This window comes from Spirochaetia bacterium (genome assembly GCA_022482625.1).
GTDB lineage: Bacteria > Spirochaetota > Spirochaetia > Sphaerochaetales > Sphaerochaetaceae > Pleomorphochaeta.
The window spans coordinates 2,319,860-2,336,119 of record JAKVOU010000001.1 but is presented as its reverse complement, the minus strand read 5'-3'; the positions used below and the strand labels follow the sequence as shown (position 1 = coordinate 2,336,119).

At 45.8% G+C, this 16,260-nt stretch carries 16 protein-coding genes; 4 read left to right on the top strand and 12 right to left on the bottom strand.

Annotation, left to right across the window (positions count from 1 at the left end):
* The first annotated feature begins 17 nt into the window (after positions 1 to 17).
* A complete protein-coding gene (locus tag LKE40_10660) occupies positions 18 to 1,109 on the top strand; it encodes a sigma 54-interacting transcriptional regulator (protein ID MCH3917888.1) in 1,092 nt (363 codons plus the stop codon).
* 175 nt (positions 1,110 to 1,284) lie between these two features.
* Here LKE40_10660 and LKE40_10655 read toward each other — a convergent pair whose 3' ends face one another.
* Together LKE40_10655 and LKE40_10650 are read right to left on the bottom strand one after the other, a co-directional pair.
* Positions 1,285 to 1,749 (bottom strand): hypothetical protein, encoded by a 465-nt coding sequence (locus LKE40_10655; GenBank protein MCH3917887.1) that lies wholly within the window; start codon positions 1,747 to 1,749, stop codon positions 1,285 to 1,287.
* Between the two features lie 32 nt (positions 1,750 to 1,781).
* On the bottom strand, positions 1,782 to 3,035 hold the full coding sequence (locus tag LKE40_10650) for a YihY/virulence factor BrkB family protein (GenBank protein ID MCH3917886.1): 1,254 nt from the start codon (positions 3,033 to 3,035) through the stop codon (positions 1,782 to 1,784).
* A gap of 171 nt (positions 3,036 to 3,206) precedes the next feature.
* Between LKE40_10650 and LKE40_10645 the strand changes: the two genes are divergently transcribed.
* Positions 3,207 to 3,734 (top strand): metallophosphoesterase family protein, encoded by a 528-nt coding sequence (locus LKE40_10645; protein MCH3917885.1) that lies wholly within the window; start codon positions 3,207 to 3,209, stop codon positions 3,732 to 3,734.
* On the opposite strand, the gene LKE40_10640 is transcribed toward LKE40_10645, so the two are convergent.
* A complete protein-coding gene (locus LKE40_10640) occupies positions 3,709 to 5,382 on the bottom strand; it encodes a hypothetical protein (GenBank protein ID MCH3917884.1) in 1,674 nt (557 codons plus the stop codon). The two genes, LKE40_10645 and LKE40_10640, sit on opposite strands and share 26 nt — an antisense overlap.
* Before the next feature lie 94 nt (positions 5,383 to 5,476).
* Between LKE40_10640 and LKE40_10635 the strand changes: the two genes are divergently transcribed.
* Both LKE40_10635 and LKE40_10630 read left to right on the top strand, forming a co-directional pair.
* Positions 5,477 to 6,514 (top strand): hypothetical protein, encoded by a 1,038-nt coding sequence (locus tag LKE40_10635; GenBank protein ID MCH3917883.1) that lies wholly within the window; start codon positions 5,477 to 5,479, stop codon positions 6,512 to 6,514.
* Entirely contained in the window at positions 6,498 to 7,160 is a 663-nt protein-coding gene (locus tag LKE40_10630; protein MCH3917882.1) for a hypothetical protein, read from the top strand. Before LKE40_10635 ends, LKE40_10630 begins: the two co-directional genes overlap by 17 nt.
* Positions 7,161 to 7,166: 6 nt before the next feature.
* Here the strand turns inward: LKE40_10630 and LKE40_10625 are convergent, their stop codons facing one another.
* From LKE40_10625 to LKE40_10585, 9 genes are all read right to left on the bottom strand, one after another.
* Positions 7,167 to 7,793 (bottom strand): iron-sulfur cluster assembly scaffold protein, encoded by a 627-nt coding sequence (locus LKE40_10625; protein MCH3917881.1) that lies wholly within the window; start codon positions 7,791 to 7,793, stop codon positions 7,167 to 7,169.
* A gap of 19 nt (positions 7,794 to 7,812) precedes the next feature.
* Entirely contained in the window at positions 7,813 to 8,979 is a 1,167-nt protein-coding gene (locus tag LKE40_10620; protein MCH3917880.1) for an aminotransferase class V-fold PLP-dependent enzyme, read from the bottom strand.
* Between the two features lie 73 nt (positions 8,980 to 9,052).
* Positions 9,053 to 9,394 (bottom strand): hypothetical protein, encoded by a 342-nt coding sequence (locus LKE40_10615; GenBank protein MCH3917879.1) that lies wholly within the window; start codon positions 9,392 to 9,394, stop codon positions 9,053 to 9,055.
* Positions 9,394 to 10,152 (bottom strand): 5'/3'-nucleotidase SurE, encoded by a 759-nt coding sequence (gene surE, locus LKE40_10610; GenBank protein MCH3917878.1) that lies wholly within the window; start codon positions 10,150 to 10,152, stop codon positions 9,394 to 9,396. Before surE ends, LKE40_10615 begins: the two co-directional genes overlap by 1 nt.
* Before the next feature lie 3 nt (positions 10,153 to 10,155).
* Complete coding sequence (locus LKE40_10605; protein ID MCH3917877.1) at positions 10,156 to 11,322, bottom strand: galactokinase; 1,167 nt, start codon at positions 11,320 to 11,322, stop codon at positions 10,156 to 10,158.
* 61 nt (positions 11,323 to 11,383) lie between these two features.
* Positions 11,384 to 12,691: a hypothetical protein gene (locus LKE40_10600; GenBank protein ID MCH3917876.1), complete on the bottom strand. Its 1,308-nt coding sequence runs from the start codon at positions 12,689 to 12,691 to the stop codon at positions 11,384 to 11,386.
* Positions 12,692 to 12,782: 91 nt separating this feature from the next.
* Entirely contained in the window at positions 12,783 to 13,697 is a 915-nt protein-coding gene (locus tag LKE40_10595) for a carbohydrate ABC transporter permease (GenBank protein MCH3917875.1), read from the bottom strand.
* Positions 13,687 to 14,745 (bottom strand): sugar ABC transporter permease, encoded by a 1,059-nt coding sequence (locus tag LKE40_10590; GenBank protein ID MCH3917874.1) that lies wholly within the window; start codon positions 14,743 to 14,745, stop codon positions 13,687 to 13,689. The genes LKE40_10595 and LKE40_10590 overlap by 11 nt, the downstream gene beginning before the upstream one ends.
* A gap of 140 nt (positions 14,746 to 14,885) precedes the next feature.
* Positions 14,886 to 16,253, bottom strand: a complete 1,368-nt coding sequence (locus LKE40_10585; GenBank protein ID MCH3917873.1) for an extracellular solute-binding protein — start codon at positions 16,251 to 16,253, stop codon at positions 14,886 to 14,888.
* Positions 16,254 to 16,260: the final 7 nt, after the last annotated feature.

Genomic DNA, 16,260 nt, shown 5'->3' with positions numbered 1-16,260 from the left:
TAAGGAAGGTTACTCACATGGACATTGCTTTGCTTACAGCGAATTGCAACTTAGGAAAACAGATTTCACAAATGAATCCGACACTGAAGGTAAAAAGCTTTTCAATCCTCAGGACACTGATTTCGTATATCAAACGTTCAGGCCAAGTTGATTGCGTTTTTGTAGATTCAGAAAAACAAAAAGAAAAGCCTTATACTGAACAATTGATCAAACAAGCAGGAATTACAGTACCTATCATAAGCATGACGGAATTGGATGGGCAAAAAAGACTTGCAGGTGAGATCCCTTTGCAATTTCTTAGCAGACAGCCAATCTGGGGACAGGGACAACCCCCTGAGACAAATTCCAATCATACCCAGGCAGTTTCTTACTATGACCTATTGGTTGGCTCAAGCAAACAAATGCAGGATATACGTGCCGAGCTCCATCGACTGTCAAAAAGTGATATCAAGGTGCATATCATAGGAGAAACAGGCTCAGGAAAGGAACTGGCGGCCCAAGCCATTGCAGAAGAATCAATAAAAAAAGGAAAACCTTTCAGGAGCGTCAACAGTTCAACTCTCAACATGGACTTAGGACAAGATCATCTGTTCGGCCATAAGAAAGGTGCCTTTACCGGTGCTGGTCTTTATTATAGTGGTTTGTTGGAAGCAGTCGACGGTGGCATATTGTTTCTGGATGAAGTAGAAGACCTCAGCCTAAAAATGCAAAGCATACTCTTGCGGGTCCTTGACAACGGCGAATATTTCAGGTTAGGCGAAACTCAAAAAAGAAAATCCACCTTCAGGCTCATTACCGCATCCAACAAGGATCTGCAAAAACTTGTAGCCAAAGGAATGATAAGGAAGGACTTCTATTTCAGGATAATAGGTGCACAGGTTCATATACCCCCATTGAGAGAACATATGGAAGATCTGAATGAACTGATTGCTTTTCACAAGGACAAAAAGGATCAAAGGCCATTTAATGAAAAGACTATGGAATTTTTAAAAAACTACAACTATCCTGGCAATGTAAGGGAATTGAATGCCATGATTGACCAAGCCATCAACGACAGCAACGAAGGAGATGTACTCGTCCTGAGGGAATGGGCGGGTAAAAAAATATAAAAAGACAACCTCCATCAGCGAAAGGAGGTTGTCATCAAGGGCCTGGGGAAAGAAACCGACAGATTTCAAAGCCAGACAAAAACTGACGGCCACAACACCTCAGGACCCATTGAATGGAATAATGCCTTACTCCGATAGTACCACACTTTGTCTGCAGATTCAAATGATTTTATAATCAGTCAGCCATGGGTACCATTTCATCTAAGCAATCAAGGGTATCCATCAGCAAATCAGCAAGGTATACCCTCACATCCTGGACCTCAAGTGTACCATTGTAGGCTTCCTGTTCTTCTTTTTCATCGGCACTGTAGACAACAGCCCGCAATGGTCCGAAATACGTATGTGTTCCATACTCTTCCTGCAGGGTTTTCGGGCTACAGCCCAATGAAAAGGCAAGCTCCCTCAGGTTATCTCTTTCTATGTCAGCAAACAGCACCAGTCTATCTTCCAACAGGACTACCATTGAATAGACGACATCGATAAGAGCATCATCCGATTGTGTCAGCGGATTCCTAAGAAGCCTGAATTCGAACTTGCCAGCCCTGAAATGACTTCCCTTGGATACGCCGCTGGTTATAACCGGGACCGTATTCCAGTCGAGGTTACCGATTTCTCTCAGAGCTTTTGCATCAACTACCATAGGTCAGTTCTCCCCTTAATCTTTTCTCTTTCCTATACTCTTTGCAGCAGGTTGTCAATCGTCAGGGTTCCAAGCGAAGCAACACCGTGCCCATGTATCTGTACGGCAATAGCCTCACCGGCTGTGCCTTTGTCATCAAAGCTCATCGTATCCAGTCCATACAAGCCCTCTACCATTTCCTTGACCTTTAGGTCTTCCAGAGGCCTGGCAGGGATATACGTGGTCTTGCCGCTGTTCGTCGGCATAATGAAACCAAGGGAGACAAGAAAATTCAAATAACCGAACAGCTTCCTGTCCGGGATTGCCAGACGTTCATTGATTTCCCTGGTCCGTGTTGCACCTTTGCCTTCCTTGAAGTTATACCCGATGAGCATCATGATGTTGACACCATCAGAAAGGAATCTGGCAGGAGTATTCTGAATACCGGTGCTGTTTTCCAAATCAGGTCTGAACTGATAGACATATGCAAGCTCAACGGAAAAAAGAATGATGACCCAAAGCATATAGCACCAGACTATAAAAAGGAAAATGGCAGCAAAGGAACCATAGATGATGGACATATTCACCATGTACGAGGTCAGATTCAGAAAAATACTGTTGGCACATACACAGACTATACTGCCGACAAGGGCTCCTATGGCTGCAGCAGAAAACTCAACTTTCGTATTCGGGATGAATTCAATCATCAGGAACAAACCGACCCAAATCAAAAAAAACGGAGTAATCTGCTTCAGGTACAGGAACGGGCCTGAGACCATCTGCCTGCCCATGACTTGAACATATTTCTGGGAAAGCGAAGATTCAATGCTGATGATTGCCGCAAGGATCAGTATCGAAACGATCAGGAATGACAGGAAATTTCCAAATCTCTGAAAAAGGTTCCTGTCAATGGACGTACGGAAAACCGAGTTGATCACATACCAGACCCTGTTGATCAGAAGTACCATGGTAATGATGAACGATACCAGGCCGACGATACCAAGGCTCATGGCATTGGAAGTATATCCGGAGACTGCATCAAAGAACTGTTTGCTCACATCACTGCCGAAAAATTCATTGAGGCTGACCATCAGCATCTTCTGGAAAGGTTCAAGGACTCCCAAGGCCCCGAAGAATGTCACGAATACCGTGAGTGCAGGAATCAAGGCAGTCAGAGTAATATAGACCATTCCCGATGCAGTCACAAAGGAATTGTCTACCATGAAATGGTTGACGGAGACTCGGAAAATCTTCACCATAGTGTTCATTTTCCTGCCTAGGAAACTGGAATTTTCATCTACATTCATAGCAATGTTTCCCCATATTTTCTCAATGAATCTTAGTATATGATACAGCAATACCTTCAGGAATGAAAGCAAAAGTACTTAATAAGCAAAACAAGGATATTCATTGCTACAGTTTGGAAAAGAATCCTGGTCCTGCTTCACGCGATGTGATGTCAGTGCTACACTCAAGTCATGCAAAGCTTATATATCTGCTCAGACGTCCATGGAGATTTCTACAGTTTCAGGGATTTCGTACGAAAAGCCGGAAACAATCCCATACTTGTCCTTGGAGATTTCTGCCCTGACAGTGAAGACTTCGAAAAATTACTGAAACAGCACATCAGTCAGCTTACATTGGTCAGAGGCAATTGCGACAGTGGCTATGATTATGCAATAGCAGGTATCCCTGTGCCGCCTCTGCTCAATTCCCTTACATTTGCAGGTAGGCTCGTCATCCTTACCCATGGACACCACTACAGAAGGCCATCGGACCTTCCCATCCATCTGAAACCCGGAGACGTCTTCTTCAGTGGACATACCCACAGGGAACAGCTCTTCATCGACGGGAAGGGGATCATCAATGCAAACCCTGGCAGCCTGGCATATCCCCGCGGTAAGTGCGGTGCCTCTTATATTGTCATGAATGAGCAGGAATTGGCCCTCAGGGAATTGTACGGAGGCAACATATCTACGCTCACCTTGCCCATGGCAGGACGGTAATATGCTTCAAAAGGAAAAGATACTCGTCCAGTACTCCTCCCAGATGTACAAGCTTGCCATCTTTGCATGCACTTTCCCCTTCGACTTGAAAATATTGGGGAATCGAATCATTCGATGGCTTGAAACCACCGCTTAAGGATTGCATCAGCTCAAATTCCTGGAGAAGGATACGTTGCCCGAAGGCAAGAAGATCTGCAATGGACCATTCATAGCCTTCACAGCAGCTGCAGCAAAGGGCAAGTCCCTGCAATAGACGGTTCCTCTTCAGATGCCCTTTGCCAGGATAGTGCTTGGCAAGGATGCGAAGCAGTTGGTTCCATTCCATCCCCAAACTTTCTGTCAATCGTCGGAGACTCTGTGAAAGCAATAGCAACCGGGCAGTATCATCACCATGGACCGTAGAGAAAAGTTCCCATGGTACCAAGGTGTCATCGCCCATTGCCACGGATAAGGCATAGCATGGCAATCCTCTCAGATCAAAGGGCATCAATTCTTCTCCATATGATGAAAAATCGCCTTCCTTATTTCCGAATTCAGCACAAAGTACCGTTAACGGCTGCGAAAAGCGGCTACCACAGCCTTTGCCCAAGCCTATACCTTTGATAATATCAGCAAAAAGCTTGACCTTGTCTGTTTCATTGCATTGGTTCAAGTCTATCAAACCCTTTGACTCAGCCCCAGCAATCCAAGCCAATATACCACCTGTAGAGATAGGATCAAGTCCATAAGAACAACAGGCGTTTTCCAGTACTGCAACTTTATGCCAATCGTAGATTCCAAGATTGGCACCCAAAGCCAAAGCGACTTCCCATGCAACAGGAGCATCCTTCGTCAACGGCATGCCCCCCAAGCCCCACATCCTCGGATTACGCCGATAGGTAAATCCCTCTACGGCAGCCCAACCTTTCCTGTCAGCGACCTGAAGCAAATTATCTCTTTCCACAGGAACCATCTGAAGGATTTTGTCAAGCTCATCAGCCTTATGGTCAAAATACATTGGCCTGATCTGTTCATCGGCATCGAGACTGAGCAACTTGAGATTCTTGTTACCAAAGACAGCACCTATGCCACCACGACCAAAATTCTTTCCATTTACCGCAAGGGAAGCAAAAGGAACCCCTCTCTCTCCGGCCGGACCGATTGAAATGACACAGGAAACTTCCTGACACCGGCGTGCAACTTCTTCATTCATCATAAGATGCATTTCATCATCTATGGTAAAGCCGACTCCTGAAGGTGTCACTGACACACGGGTAAGCCGCCTTGCCCTGTTTTTCAGAACCACGCCACAATAACCTGCACCGGAAAGTGCATAGGCAAGGGATGCCGACTGGAAAGGACAGATAGAAAGATGGTGTGTCTGCATGGACAGCGTGACACAGCAGGCTCCCTTGCACTGATCCAAACCCAAGTCACTGCCGGCTCCCAGACAAATGGCAATGGCATTGCCACTGTAGAAGCTATCCTTGTCCAATTTCTTCAAATCACTGTATTCTTTCCATAGCCAAGTCGCCAGTCCTCTGCCCCCAAACTGAGCCTTTGCAACCTCTGGGTCCAGCTCGACTCTGGAAAAGGTATCATTCGAAAGATCAACGACAAGGACAAATCTCTGCCTGTATGGATATCCCTTGGTATGCTTTCCTAACATGCTTCAACTGTACAGGTACATGCATGCCTAGTCAACAACAATACAACACAAACCAAAACTTGCAGTTCTGGAAAACCAAGCCTATACTTGATGTATGCAAGGCAAAACTATCAATATCACATATGAAAACAGCACATATGCTACAGTAATCGGCAACACTGTCAGAGAAACACTGGAAGGACTGTCAGTCAACTTGAACAAGACGTACCTCGAGAATCCCATTGTTGCTGCCAGTGTCAACGATGAGGTAGTACCTCTGTCCTACCATCTGGTCAATGACGCTGAAATCAAGGCTATTCCACTTTTCTCCAGTCTTGGAAAAAGGACCTATAGGCATAGCATCTGCTTCTTGCTCTGCTATGCCTCACAACTTGTCTTTCCGGATCGGAAGCTACTGATCAGCCATAGCCTGGGAGATGGTTATTTCTTCTACTATGACAAGACAGATAGCGTTGCGGAAGAAGACATCGAAAGGCTTTCCCAAACGATGCAAAAAATAGCTGACAAGAATCTACCGATTGATTTCTGTAGGGCTCCATATAAAAAAGCCATGGAATATTTCTTACACCGAGAAGCAATGGAAACGGTCCAACTGCTGAAATTTCAGAATGAACCGGTAGTTGCACTTTACAAGCTGGAAGATTTCATGGACCTAGGGTACGAGCCTCTGGTAGACAGAACCGGAATACTCAGCCTATGGAAGCTCCAACCTTATAAGAAATGCGGTATGTTGCTCCGCTATCCCAGATCGAGTGATTTTACCCAGCTCCAGGAATTCAAGGACAATCCTCTGCTGTTCTCAGTCTTCAGCGAATATAGGAAATGGAACAATATGCTGGACATGAGATCCCTTGGCAAGCTCAATAATCTGTGCATTGAAGGAAAGATAACTGATTACATAAGGCTTGCAGAAACACTCCAGCAAAAAAAAATATCCCAGATTGCAGACAAGATCCTTGCACGTGAACAAGTAAAGGCCATATTCATTGCAGGACCTTCTTCCTCAGGCAAAACGACCTTTGCCTATAAATTAGGTATCCAATTACGTCTAGGCAGGCAAGAAACCGATCAAGATAACATTGGACGACTATTACAGACCCGCAGCAGAAATTCCTGTGGGATCAGACGGTAAGAAAGATTTTGAAAGTCTGGAAGCATTGGATGTAGCGCAGTTCCGCAGCGATCTTGAGAACCTCTATGAAGGGGAAAAAGTAAAGATTCCGTCATTTGATTTTCCGACAGCCACAAGAATGTACCCAAATCCTCCTGTCAGGATGGACAAGGATACCATATTGATCATCGAGGGTATACACGGGCTCAACCCAGCCCTTGTGCCACCTCTTGAAAAAGAAAAGATATTCAAGATCTATATCTCTGCACTGACCCAGCTCAACATTGACGACCATAACAGGATCAGTACAACGGATAATCGGATCCTCAGACGAATCGTCAGGGATTATCGGACAAGAAAGACCTCAGCATATAAGACACTGACCATGTGGGACAGCGTACAGGCAGGGGAAAACAAGCATATATTCCCCTATCAGAACCAGGCAGATACCATGCTGAATTCAGCCCTTGACTATGAAATAGGTGTACTCCGCCCGTTGGCAATGCCTCTGTTGAAAACCGTAAAGCCAGAAGATTCACAGGCCTATGCAATCTCCCGCAGACTCATTGCCTTCCTCAATATCGTGCATCCGATTCCGGAAAACCTGGTCCCAGCCGATTCGCTTATCAGGGAGTTCATAGGCGGAAGTGAATTCAACGTAACCTGACGAGACCTACTCTTCCGCTACTTCCTTGCCATGCACATGCATCATCTCATAGAAGTAATCAGCTATCTTCTGCTTGCACTTGCCGCAGCCGGTCCCATAGCCGGTCAGATCCTGCAGTTCTTTCAGGGTGCGGACTTTGCCGCTTGCAACCAAGGTTTCAATGGCTTGGTCAGTAACATTCTTACATTCACACATTACCCTAGCCACAGAAGTCTTCAGGGTATTTTCCCTACCCTGCTTTGCAAGGTAGTCATCGATGGCTGCTCTCAGGGCCTTGTCACCGAGCACAGAACAATGGAACTTGTGCTCAGGAAGTCCACCCAAAGCCTTCGTCACCATATCAGGAGTTATCCGATAGGCTTCCCCAAGGCTCATGCCAGTTGCCATTTCACTCATCATCGATGTACTGGCTATCGCAGAAGCACAGCCATAGGTCAGCCAACGGAGCTTTACGATCTTGTCATCCTTGACCTGGATGCCTATACGCATCTGGTCTCCGCAGGCAAGGGAACCCACTTCCCCCACACCATCCGGTTCAAAGTGTTCTTCCCTTTTCCAAATGTTACGAGGATTCATGAAATGATCCTTGACGATATCCGTATATACCCAATCGTTCATAAAGCTATCTGACATTGTATCCTTTTCCTTTGCACTACTGCTGTCTCGTACTCATCATCCTTATCCTTTCGATGATAGGAGGAAGTTTTTCTACGACATATGTTACATCGTCCATGGTATTGTATCTACCGAGGCTGAACCTGATGGAACCATGGGCCAGTTCCACATCCAGACCTCCTGCAAGGAGCACATAGGATGGTTTCAGGCTACCAGTAGCACAGGCTGAACCGGTAGAAACTGCAATTCCCTCCAAATCCAGGTAAAGAAGGATTGATTCCCCTTCGGCACGAGGAAAGGACATGTTGAGCGTTCCCGGCAGGCAATGTTCATTGTTGCCGTTGACTACCACATCAGGAATTGCCGCTACAAGACCCTTTCGTAGGGCTTCCCTCATCTGCCAAAGGCGCTGCTGTTCATCTCCAAGATTTCTACGAGCCAGCTCTGCCGCCACGCCAAGTCCGACGATAGCTTGGTTATTGTAAGTCCCAGGCCGATAACCACCTTCCTGATGTCCCCCATGAAGCAATGGGAACAGAGGAGCTCCCTTTGCACAGGCCAAGACTCCTATTCCTTTCGGTCCATAGAACTTATGGGCAGAAAGACTGAGATAATCGATGTGCCAGCCTTTGAAATCAACAGGAATTTTCCCGATTGCCTGCGTGGCATCAGTATGCATCAACGCTCCGCAGCCATGGGCCAGTTCCGAAATCTCACGGACTGGCTGGATAGTACCGGTCTCATTGTTTCCTGTCATGACACTGACCAGCAGCACATCATCCCCCATGGCGGCCTTGACCTCACCAAGGTCAACAAGCCCCGTAGCATCTACGCTCAGTTCATCTATCTTATAACCAAGCCCTTTGAGATACTTGACCGTTTCAATCGTAGCCGGGTGTTCAATCTTTGTAGTTACAATCCTGTTTCTGCGACTACCTTCATCAATCAAGGTCCTGGCTATGTTAAATACCATATTGTTGGACTCTGTAGCCCCACTGGTAAAATAGATTGCTTCTGGAGCACAGTCCAACAAGGTTGCAACCTGCTCCCTTGCCTTGGATACTGCATGTGCAGCGACCCTCCCGAAACCATGCATGCTGGAAGCATTGCCATACAAATCCTTGGCAGCCACCATAGCCTGCCACACTTCCGGGGCCATCTGTGTCGTTGCATTATTGTCCATATATACTGATCGTCTGTTCATATCTTTAATTCCCTTCATTCTTATATGAATTGGTAACAATTTTTTCCCATACCGTCAATAGGGTAGCAGCCTATTACAAGAAATATTCAAGATAAGGAAGATCTGCAGCTGCAGGATGCCTGCTGTGAATCAGACGAAGTTCCATTCGCCTGGCAAAACGGATATGCCGTGATCTGGCCCATTGCACATAGCCACAGGATTCAGGAAGGTAAGCAGCAAACATAGCCCGCAATACGGTAACCTTATGACATTCAGCACAGGAAACAAAACGATCCTTATACACGCTGCAGCAGTTCGTTTGGGAATCATAGAAGCGACAGGGAGCATCAAGGTCAATGACAAGCTCTCCCTCATAAAGGATCTTCTCATGACAGCACAGACCACATCTCCTGCATTTGTCATCCCATGCCATCATCAGCTCTCCTGTGAAGAAAGTTGCTGAAGCCTCTGCTGCAGGCCAGCATCGACGGTAGGCAACACACGGACTGCACTTACTGAAATAGCCGAAGCCTTGACAAGCTCAAGATCAACGGGAAAGTTGCCGTCCCGTGCACTTACAACAGGAGTCTTACCGCCTATGATCCTATAGGAACCCTCTTCTTCCCCGCAGGTAAATGCATCCCCATAATTGAGGAAACCTAAGTCTGCGACTTTCCAGGAGCCATCTGGATTGGCCGGTACATTGATATTGACGAAAGTCCACCTGTTGCATACGGAAACAAAGGATTCCAGATGTGCAAGGAGAAACCTTGCAGAAAATTCAAAGGGAAACGTACCGCTCAAATCATCGAAACAGGAAATGGCAATGGATTTGATTCCCCAGATAGCGGCTTCCTGGGCTACGCCTACCGTCCCTGAATACAACATGTCAGAAGAAAGATTGTAACCCTTGTTTATGCCGCTGATGACAAGGTCATAGTCAGAAGGAGAAAGCACGTTGCTTCCAAAACCACAGAAAAGACAATCTGCAGGAGTCCCTGAACAACGGTAATGGGACGGCGCATACTCCTTTACCTTGATGTCAGAAAAAAGTGTTATGGAATGGCTTGAGGCACTGCGCTGGGTAGATGGGGCACATACACTGACCTGGTGTCCATCTTCCATGAGCACCTTTTCCAAGACAAGCAGCCCTTCACTGTCATAACCATCATCATTTGAAAGCAATATCTTCATATATCAGGGAAACACGACCTTCGCACCTTCCTGTGGAACAAAGCGTTCCAACACAGGAGAAAAACCGAAGATATGTCCATACTCCTCAATTTTTTCTTCATACTCAGGCAACATACCTTCCTCAATGACAATCATGATTGTCCCGCCATTGCCATCAAAAACCAAACTTGCACCATAGCATCCCGAAACTTCACCGGCGCGCTTAGTAAGCCAATCAACTTCAGGACAAGTCACTTCAAGTCTGTCACGGAGGTCGACCTGGACCTTGTTCATTGTCCTACCATACTGTACCACATCTTTTTGTTCAAGTTGTTCCGAAGCTTCCATGACAAAGCGCGATTCCCTAAGAACAAAAACACAGGCATGTCTATATTCCTCAGGCAAGGCAATTACACGGGAAGTGATATCCTTCTCGGGAATATCTCTCTTGGGGATATCCTTGTATTGCTTCCACAAGCTGGAAATTGACTCACAGGCACATTTGCGCGCCAGCCTGTATTCAGATCTGATTGCAGCCTGGGATACTTTGCTGTTGATCAGAAAAGCCGTTGCCGAAGTCTGCTGCCCATCAAAACAAAAAGGGAGATAGCGATAGGTAAAGTGCTGCTGGTCCAAAATCATGACCTGCCCTTCTTTCCCATTGAGCATAGCCATCAGGTCTCCGATCCTGCATATCTCATCATTGAATACTGTATTTGCCTGAAATACAACACGCAATAGGGTAGCCGTCTGAAGTTTGAAATCATACAGCCTGTCCAACGCCAGAATAGTTGCAACAGCAAGCGTACTGCTGAGAGCGGATTCATAGAGCCCAAATACATCACCCTCAATCGTAATGTTCATGCCAGTGAAGACATATCCCTCATTTGTCAGGACAGCAATGATACCTTTGACATAATTGGCCCATCGGTCTTCCTTGCGATATCTCAATGAACCAAGGGTAAAGCGTTTTTTTTCATTTCCTTGGATGCGATACAACCGAATATTGTTGTCAGGTCTTCTGCTGATGGCTACCTGCACTTTCTTGCTGCTGCAGCAGAGCATCGAGTAACCCTGACAGGCTTCGGCAAATGCTCCGAGCAATGTACAAATAATCGGGGCCCTGGCAATGACTTCAGGCTTGTCTGCTTCATATATCTTTCTATGGATGCTTTCAATCGTCTTCAACATTGCTTCCCTTTCCTTGCATTTTAAGCCATGTATGTTGATAATGCAACTAAAACTTTCTCACTCAAAGGGAACTAAGCACTTCTATCAGGTTTGCTTTTCCCGATGTAACGACCACATCATGGTAAGTCCGTGTATAACCCAGATGCCCGTTTCCTGTGTAGTAATTGATGCATACTTCATGCTTTCCAGGCGTAACAGGTACACTTGCGACATAGGCTGCTGCGGGAAAATAATGGGAACAGCGAAGATCTGCATGGTCAGTCAGATCCAGCAGCTGAAATCCGAAAGACAACCAGTTTCCCAGGTTGTCATCACGATCTTCTGCCAAGGAATTTCCTACTGTACGGATGATTTTCCGAGCAACGATCCTAAGGTTCTGGGCATCGACCGCAGGTTCAAGGCTGGAAAGGGCAATACCCTCAATATCCTCGAAAAGAGGAACCTTGACAGGCTGTCCATCGACCAGTACTTCAACCTCAGTGACAGCAGAACCCCGCTTGCGAATATCAGCAAAATTGGAAGAAGCATACTTTGCCGGGTGCCATACATGCTTGCTATCATAATGGCCATCCTGAATCTTATACCGTATGGTCGTCTGTCCCAAAACAGGTGCCAAGCCACTGAAAGCAACTATGTTCAGCATTGAGACATCTTCTTCAGGGCGGTCAGGCAATCCTTTCAGGTAGTATGGAAAAGAATTTTTTCCCCCTACATTGAAATGCAACTGACCAAGGGCATAGTCAAATGTATCATAGTCCTTGCCTTCATAAGAAAAAAGCAAGGAAAGATACTGGGTCAATCGGCTCGAGACAAAATGGTAATTAGTATATTTCCGGACCTGTGGGAGATTGCTGTCCTTTGCTTCAGAGACCATGTTCGATTCCATCTGCGGATATTTCTGCTGAAGATAGGTCTGTTTCTCAATGGCACGTCGCATTTCCACCAATGCCTCATCGGTTTCACCTTTGCCATAATAGTTGAGCCCCATGAAAATATTAAGAAAGACATTCTCCCAGTCATATCCGTCATAGGTCCTTGTTGCATCCGTTACCAGATAAGAAGCAATATCTCCGCTGATACTTCGGGTATAATTGGTTTCGATTTCATCCTGGGCCGTCGAAAAAGCTTCATTTGAGACATCCCAGCTGCCGGCGGCATGGGCAAGGCTTCCCTCGTCAAGGCTATAGACCAGTTTGCCGTAACTGGATACAACCCGATCTTTTGTGTCCTGATAGGAAACCAAAGCCATTGCATAATCACCGGATTCAAAAAATTGCTGGGTATGGTCAGATTGCCACACAGTAGCACAGGAAGTAAGCAACAGGCTCCCAACCAGTACAAATCCTGTTCTCAGTGCCCGCATACCCATGCTACCTCCGCCCTGACTGAAAAACTTCAAGCATGGATATGATAGCATACATACGGCATCTGGACAATGCCATAGGAAAAAAACAAAAACATCACCCTTTGATAGCTCCGCTTGCAACACTCTTGGTAATTTGCTTGCGGAATATCAGATAGAATATAAGCATCGGCAACAATCCGATGACCAAGGCAGCAAATTCCTTGCCGTAATCAGAAGCAAGGGTCCCTGAGAACTTATAGATACCAAGCGGCAACGATTGGAGCGACAGTTTCGAAACCATGATGTTGATCAGTGCAAATTCATTCCAAATCGTCGGAATATTGAGCAGTCCTAATGTTACGATGATCGGCACGCACATGGGTATGAAGACATAGATGAATATCTGCAGATAACCGGCACCATCAAGCAAGGCAGCTTCAACAAGAGAGGTCGGAATACTTTTCTCAAATTCCGTGCACAGATACACACCGATAGGCAACAAGGAACCAATGTACACCAACAGGACACCGAACTTGGTATCATAAAACAGATGGAATTGGTTGACGTTGCACAGACCTATCTTTGCAAGCCCTCCCCCGATCAACGTATCAAGCTGGGTAACCTGGAGAAAGATAGGTACCATCAATGTCTGCGTAGTCAACAGTATTCCTAGGACAAACAAGGAATAAATCGGTTTTGATGACTTCCGTGCAAGTTTTGAAAAACCAAAACCTGACAGAAGAGACAGAAAAGTGGCTATACCTACAGAAAACACCGTATAGAACACTGAATTGCCAAACAAAATACCAAAGTCACCTATACGCCATGCCTGCGGATAATTCAAAGGATAGAAGTGCTTGGGAAGCCCGAGCATATCGGCTTGGAAATCTACCGTTGTCTTGAAGGAACTGATTACCAGCCAAACCAGAGGTACTATTGCAAGCAAAGCAAAGATAATCATGATTAAATAAGCAAAAAATCTCCACAATGCTGCACCGATGCCTTTTTCTTGCCTATAATTAGATTTCATCTGAACCTCCTTCAAAATACTTCTGCACTTTCTTTGTCAGGATGATCAATATAAGACTGAAAAGCACCATCATCATAGAAATGGCATTCGCAAGTGGATAATCAGGAGTGCCCATGAAAGCTTTTTCATACATATAGATTGACAGCACCTGAGTCATCCGGGCAGGCCCTCCTCCTGTCATCGCATAGATAAGTGCAAAGGAATTGAGAGAACCGGAAATACAAAGGATTGCAGCATTCATTATGACGCCGGAAAGCTCAGGAAGAATAATATGGACAAGGATACTTTTTTCCTTGGCCCCGTCAATCTGGGCCGATTCAATGGTCTGAGGATCAATTTTCTGCATATTTGCAAGGAACAGTATCATATACATACCGGTCCAGCACCAAAGGATGACAAACAGTATGGGAATCATTGCAGTCTTAGGATTGCTGAGAAAATCCGCACTCCACACAGGTGCAAGCAGATTAGTCAAATCCTGTTCGATCTCCTTTATCGTTTCTCCAGAGGTAGAAGCAAGGAAATCCTTCAGACCTCCTGCAACAGGTGCAGGAAAAACTCCGGCAGCACCGGAGGGATTAAGGGCAATGAGTTTGTTGACAAGGACATCGGTAAGGTGCAGATGACCGTCAGACGTAACGGAAGCTGCTACCACTTGGGAAACCTTGGCATGGAATGTCAGCGAATAATACTTGTTGATTACCGCAGACAAGGGACCATATGGAGAAAAGATAAGATTCCACATGATTCCTATGACAATGACAGAAATAATAGCCGGGACATAAAGGATTCCCTGCCAGAAATCTCCTCCCCTCACAATCTTCCTATAAATCAGATAAGCCAAGAAAAGTCCCAAAGGCAATTGGCCTAAGACGGAGACAAGGACAATCAATATATTGTTCTTGAATGCATGCCAGAAGTAAGGATCAGAGAAAAGTCTGATGTATTGCTGTCCCCCTGTAAGCTTCCATCCCCCTCCGGCAAAAATCTTTCCTCCGTTGAAATTACTGATGGAAAGTACAAAGGAAAGAAAAATCGGAAAAGCCATTACGAACAAATAGATTATGAAAGACGGAAGTACCATCCAATAATAGGCTTTTTTTTTACGTTGTTGCTTGTATTCATGAATATTCCCTTCAAAAAATCAATCCGAACAGGGCAAAAGCCCTGTCGGATGAAGTTTCAGGCTTATTTTGAAGCAAGGTAAGCATCCATTGCTGCCTGAATTTCCTGAGCCGCCTGCTGTGGAGTCTTCGTACCGAGACCAATCTCCTGTAATACTTTGTTCATTACAGTATAGACACTCGGATCCAAGGCAGAATCAAAGACATAGCTGGTATTCTTGATGGTCGAATAGTAATCCATCATCTTGAGGGTAAGCGGATCAAGCTTGTCACTGGTCACACCGATCCTTGAGGTAATATAACGGCCTCTTTCAAGATAATGTTTCTGTACAGGTTCGGAATAAATGTACTTGAGCAGTTCAACCGCAGCTTTTTCCTTGGCAGAACCAGCAGGAATAGCAGCTGAAATGCCATAGCCGCAACCAAGGGTAGAAGAAACAACACCAGGATACTTTTCACCTGGAATAGCCGGGAAAGCCTTCAGTTCAATGTTATTCTTCTGATCTTCAGGACTGATCAAAGCCTGTCCTGTCGTCTGGTCTGTAACAAAGGAGCTCTGTTTCCAGTCACCGTCGATAAGAATGGCAGCCTTGCCTGAAGCGAACAATCCCGGAGCCTCGCCATAAGCAAGCTGGAGAGTACTTTTTGAAATGACACCGTCATCATAAAGCTGTTTGACAAAATCAAGGGCCTTGACGAACTGCGGGTCAGTAAACTTTACCTTGCCCTGCTTTGCATCATTGACCCACTGCTTGTCGACGAATCGTCCGGCAATGGTAGAGAACAGACAGGACTGCATTACCCAGTCGTCCTTGTTTGCCATAAGCACGGTCTGGATGCCCTTTGCCTTGAGACGGGGTACCATAGCCCTCAGTTCTGCATAAGTAGTCGGAACAGCAAGTCCATTGTCCTTGAGAAGCTTTGTGTTGACGTACATGACGCTTGAATAGCAGATCGACTGAGGCAGCTCAGCAAGATAGCCGCTGGTCTGATCAGTGGGATCAGTTACACTCGGAAGGAAATGGGACAGGAAATCAGGTCCCAACAGGGGAGCAAGATCTTTCACCAAATGCTTTTCATGAAGCACTGCAGAACGCCCTGAAGGATACATGTACATGACATCAGGAATAGTTCCTGCAGCAACATAAGCTGCCATCTTCTGATGGAAGGCTTCATTGGTCAAGTCTTCTTTCTTAAGAACAATTCCAGGATTTTCATCGTCGAATTTCTGCCAGACCGCCTTCGTCTTCTCATAGCCAGGAGCCGTTGCGTCACTGTAGTCAAGGATATTCAACGTCACTGCATTCGCATCAGTTGCTGCAGCAGCAGTTCCAGTACCTTCTGTTTCCGTCTCCCCAGTACCATTGGCAAAAAGCCCTACTGATACAAGAGATACCAACAGCAAAACCAACGATAGTTTTGATTTTTTCATGTTTATC

Excerpts from the sequence above, each read along its gene's own strand:
- LKE40_10640 (MCH3917884.1), bottom strand. The coding sequence starts at position 5,382 with ATGTTAGGAAAGCATACCAAGGGATATCCATACAGGCAGAGATTTGTC.
- LKE40_10600 (MCH3917876.1), bottom strand. The coding sequence starts at position 12,691 with ATGGGTATGCGGGCACTGAGAACAGGATTTGTACTGGTTGGGAGCCTG.
- LKE40_10635 (MCH3917883.1), top strand. The coding sequence starts at position 5,477 with ATGCAAGGCAAAACTATCAATATCACATATGAAAACAGCACATATGCT.
- LKE40_10615 (MCH3917879.1), bottom strand. The coding sequence starts at position 9,394 with ATGATGGCATGGGATGACAAATGCAGGAGATGTGGTCTGTGCTGTCAT.
- LKE40_10650 (MCH3917886.1), bottom strand. The coding sequence starts at position 3,035 with ATGAATGTAGATGAAAATTCCAGTTTCCTAGGCAGGAAAATGAACACT.
- LKE40_10585 (MCH3917873.1), bottom strand. The coding sequence starts at position 16,253 with ATGAAAAAATCAAAACTATCGTTGGTTTTGCTGTTGGTATCTCTTGTA.
- LKE40_10590 (MCH3917874.1), bottom strand. The coding sequence starts at position 14,745 with ATGGCTTTTCCGATTTTTCTTTCCTTTGTACTTTCCATCAGTAATTTC.
- LKE40_10620 (MCH3917880.1), bottom strand. The coding sequence starts at position 8,979 with ATGAACAGACGATCAGTATATATGGACAATAATGCAACGACACAGATG.
- LKE40_10625 (MCH3917881.1), bottom strand. The coding sequence starts at position 7,793 with ATGTCAGATAGCTTTATGAACGATTGGGTATATACGGATATCGTCAAG.
- LKE40_10595 (MCH3917875.1), bottom strand. The coding sequence starts at position 13,697 with ATGAAATCTAATTATAGGCAAGAAAAAGGCATCGGTGCAGCATTGTGG.
- LKE40_10605 (MCH3917877.1), bottom strand. The coding sequence starts at position 11,322 with ATGTTGAAGACGATTGAAAGCATCCATAGAAAGATATATGAAGCAGAC.
- LKE40_10660 (MCH3917888.1), top strand. The coding sequence starts at position 18 with ATGGACATTGCTTTGCTTACAGCGAATTGCAACTTAGGAAAACAGATT.
- surE (MCH3917878.1), bottom strand. The coding sequence starts at position 10,152 with ATGAAGATATTGCTTTCAAATGATGATGGTTATGACAGTGAAGGGCTG.
- LKE40_10655 (MCH3917887.1), bottom strand. The coding sequence starts at position 1,749 with ATGGTAGTTGATGCAAAAGCTCTGAGAGAAATCGGTAACCTCGACTGG.
- LKE40_10645 (MCH3917885.1), top strand. The coding sequence starts at position 3,207 with ATGCAAAGCTTATATATCTGCTCAGACGTCCATGGAGATTTCTACAGT.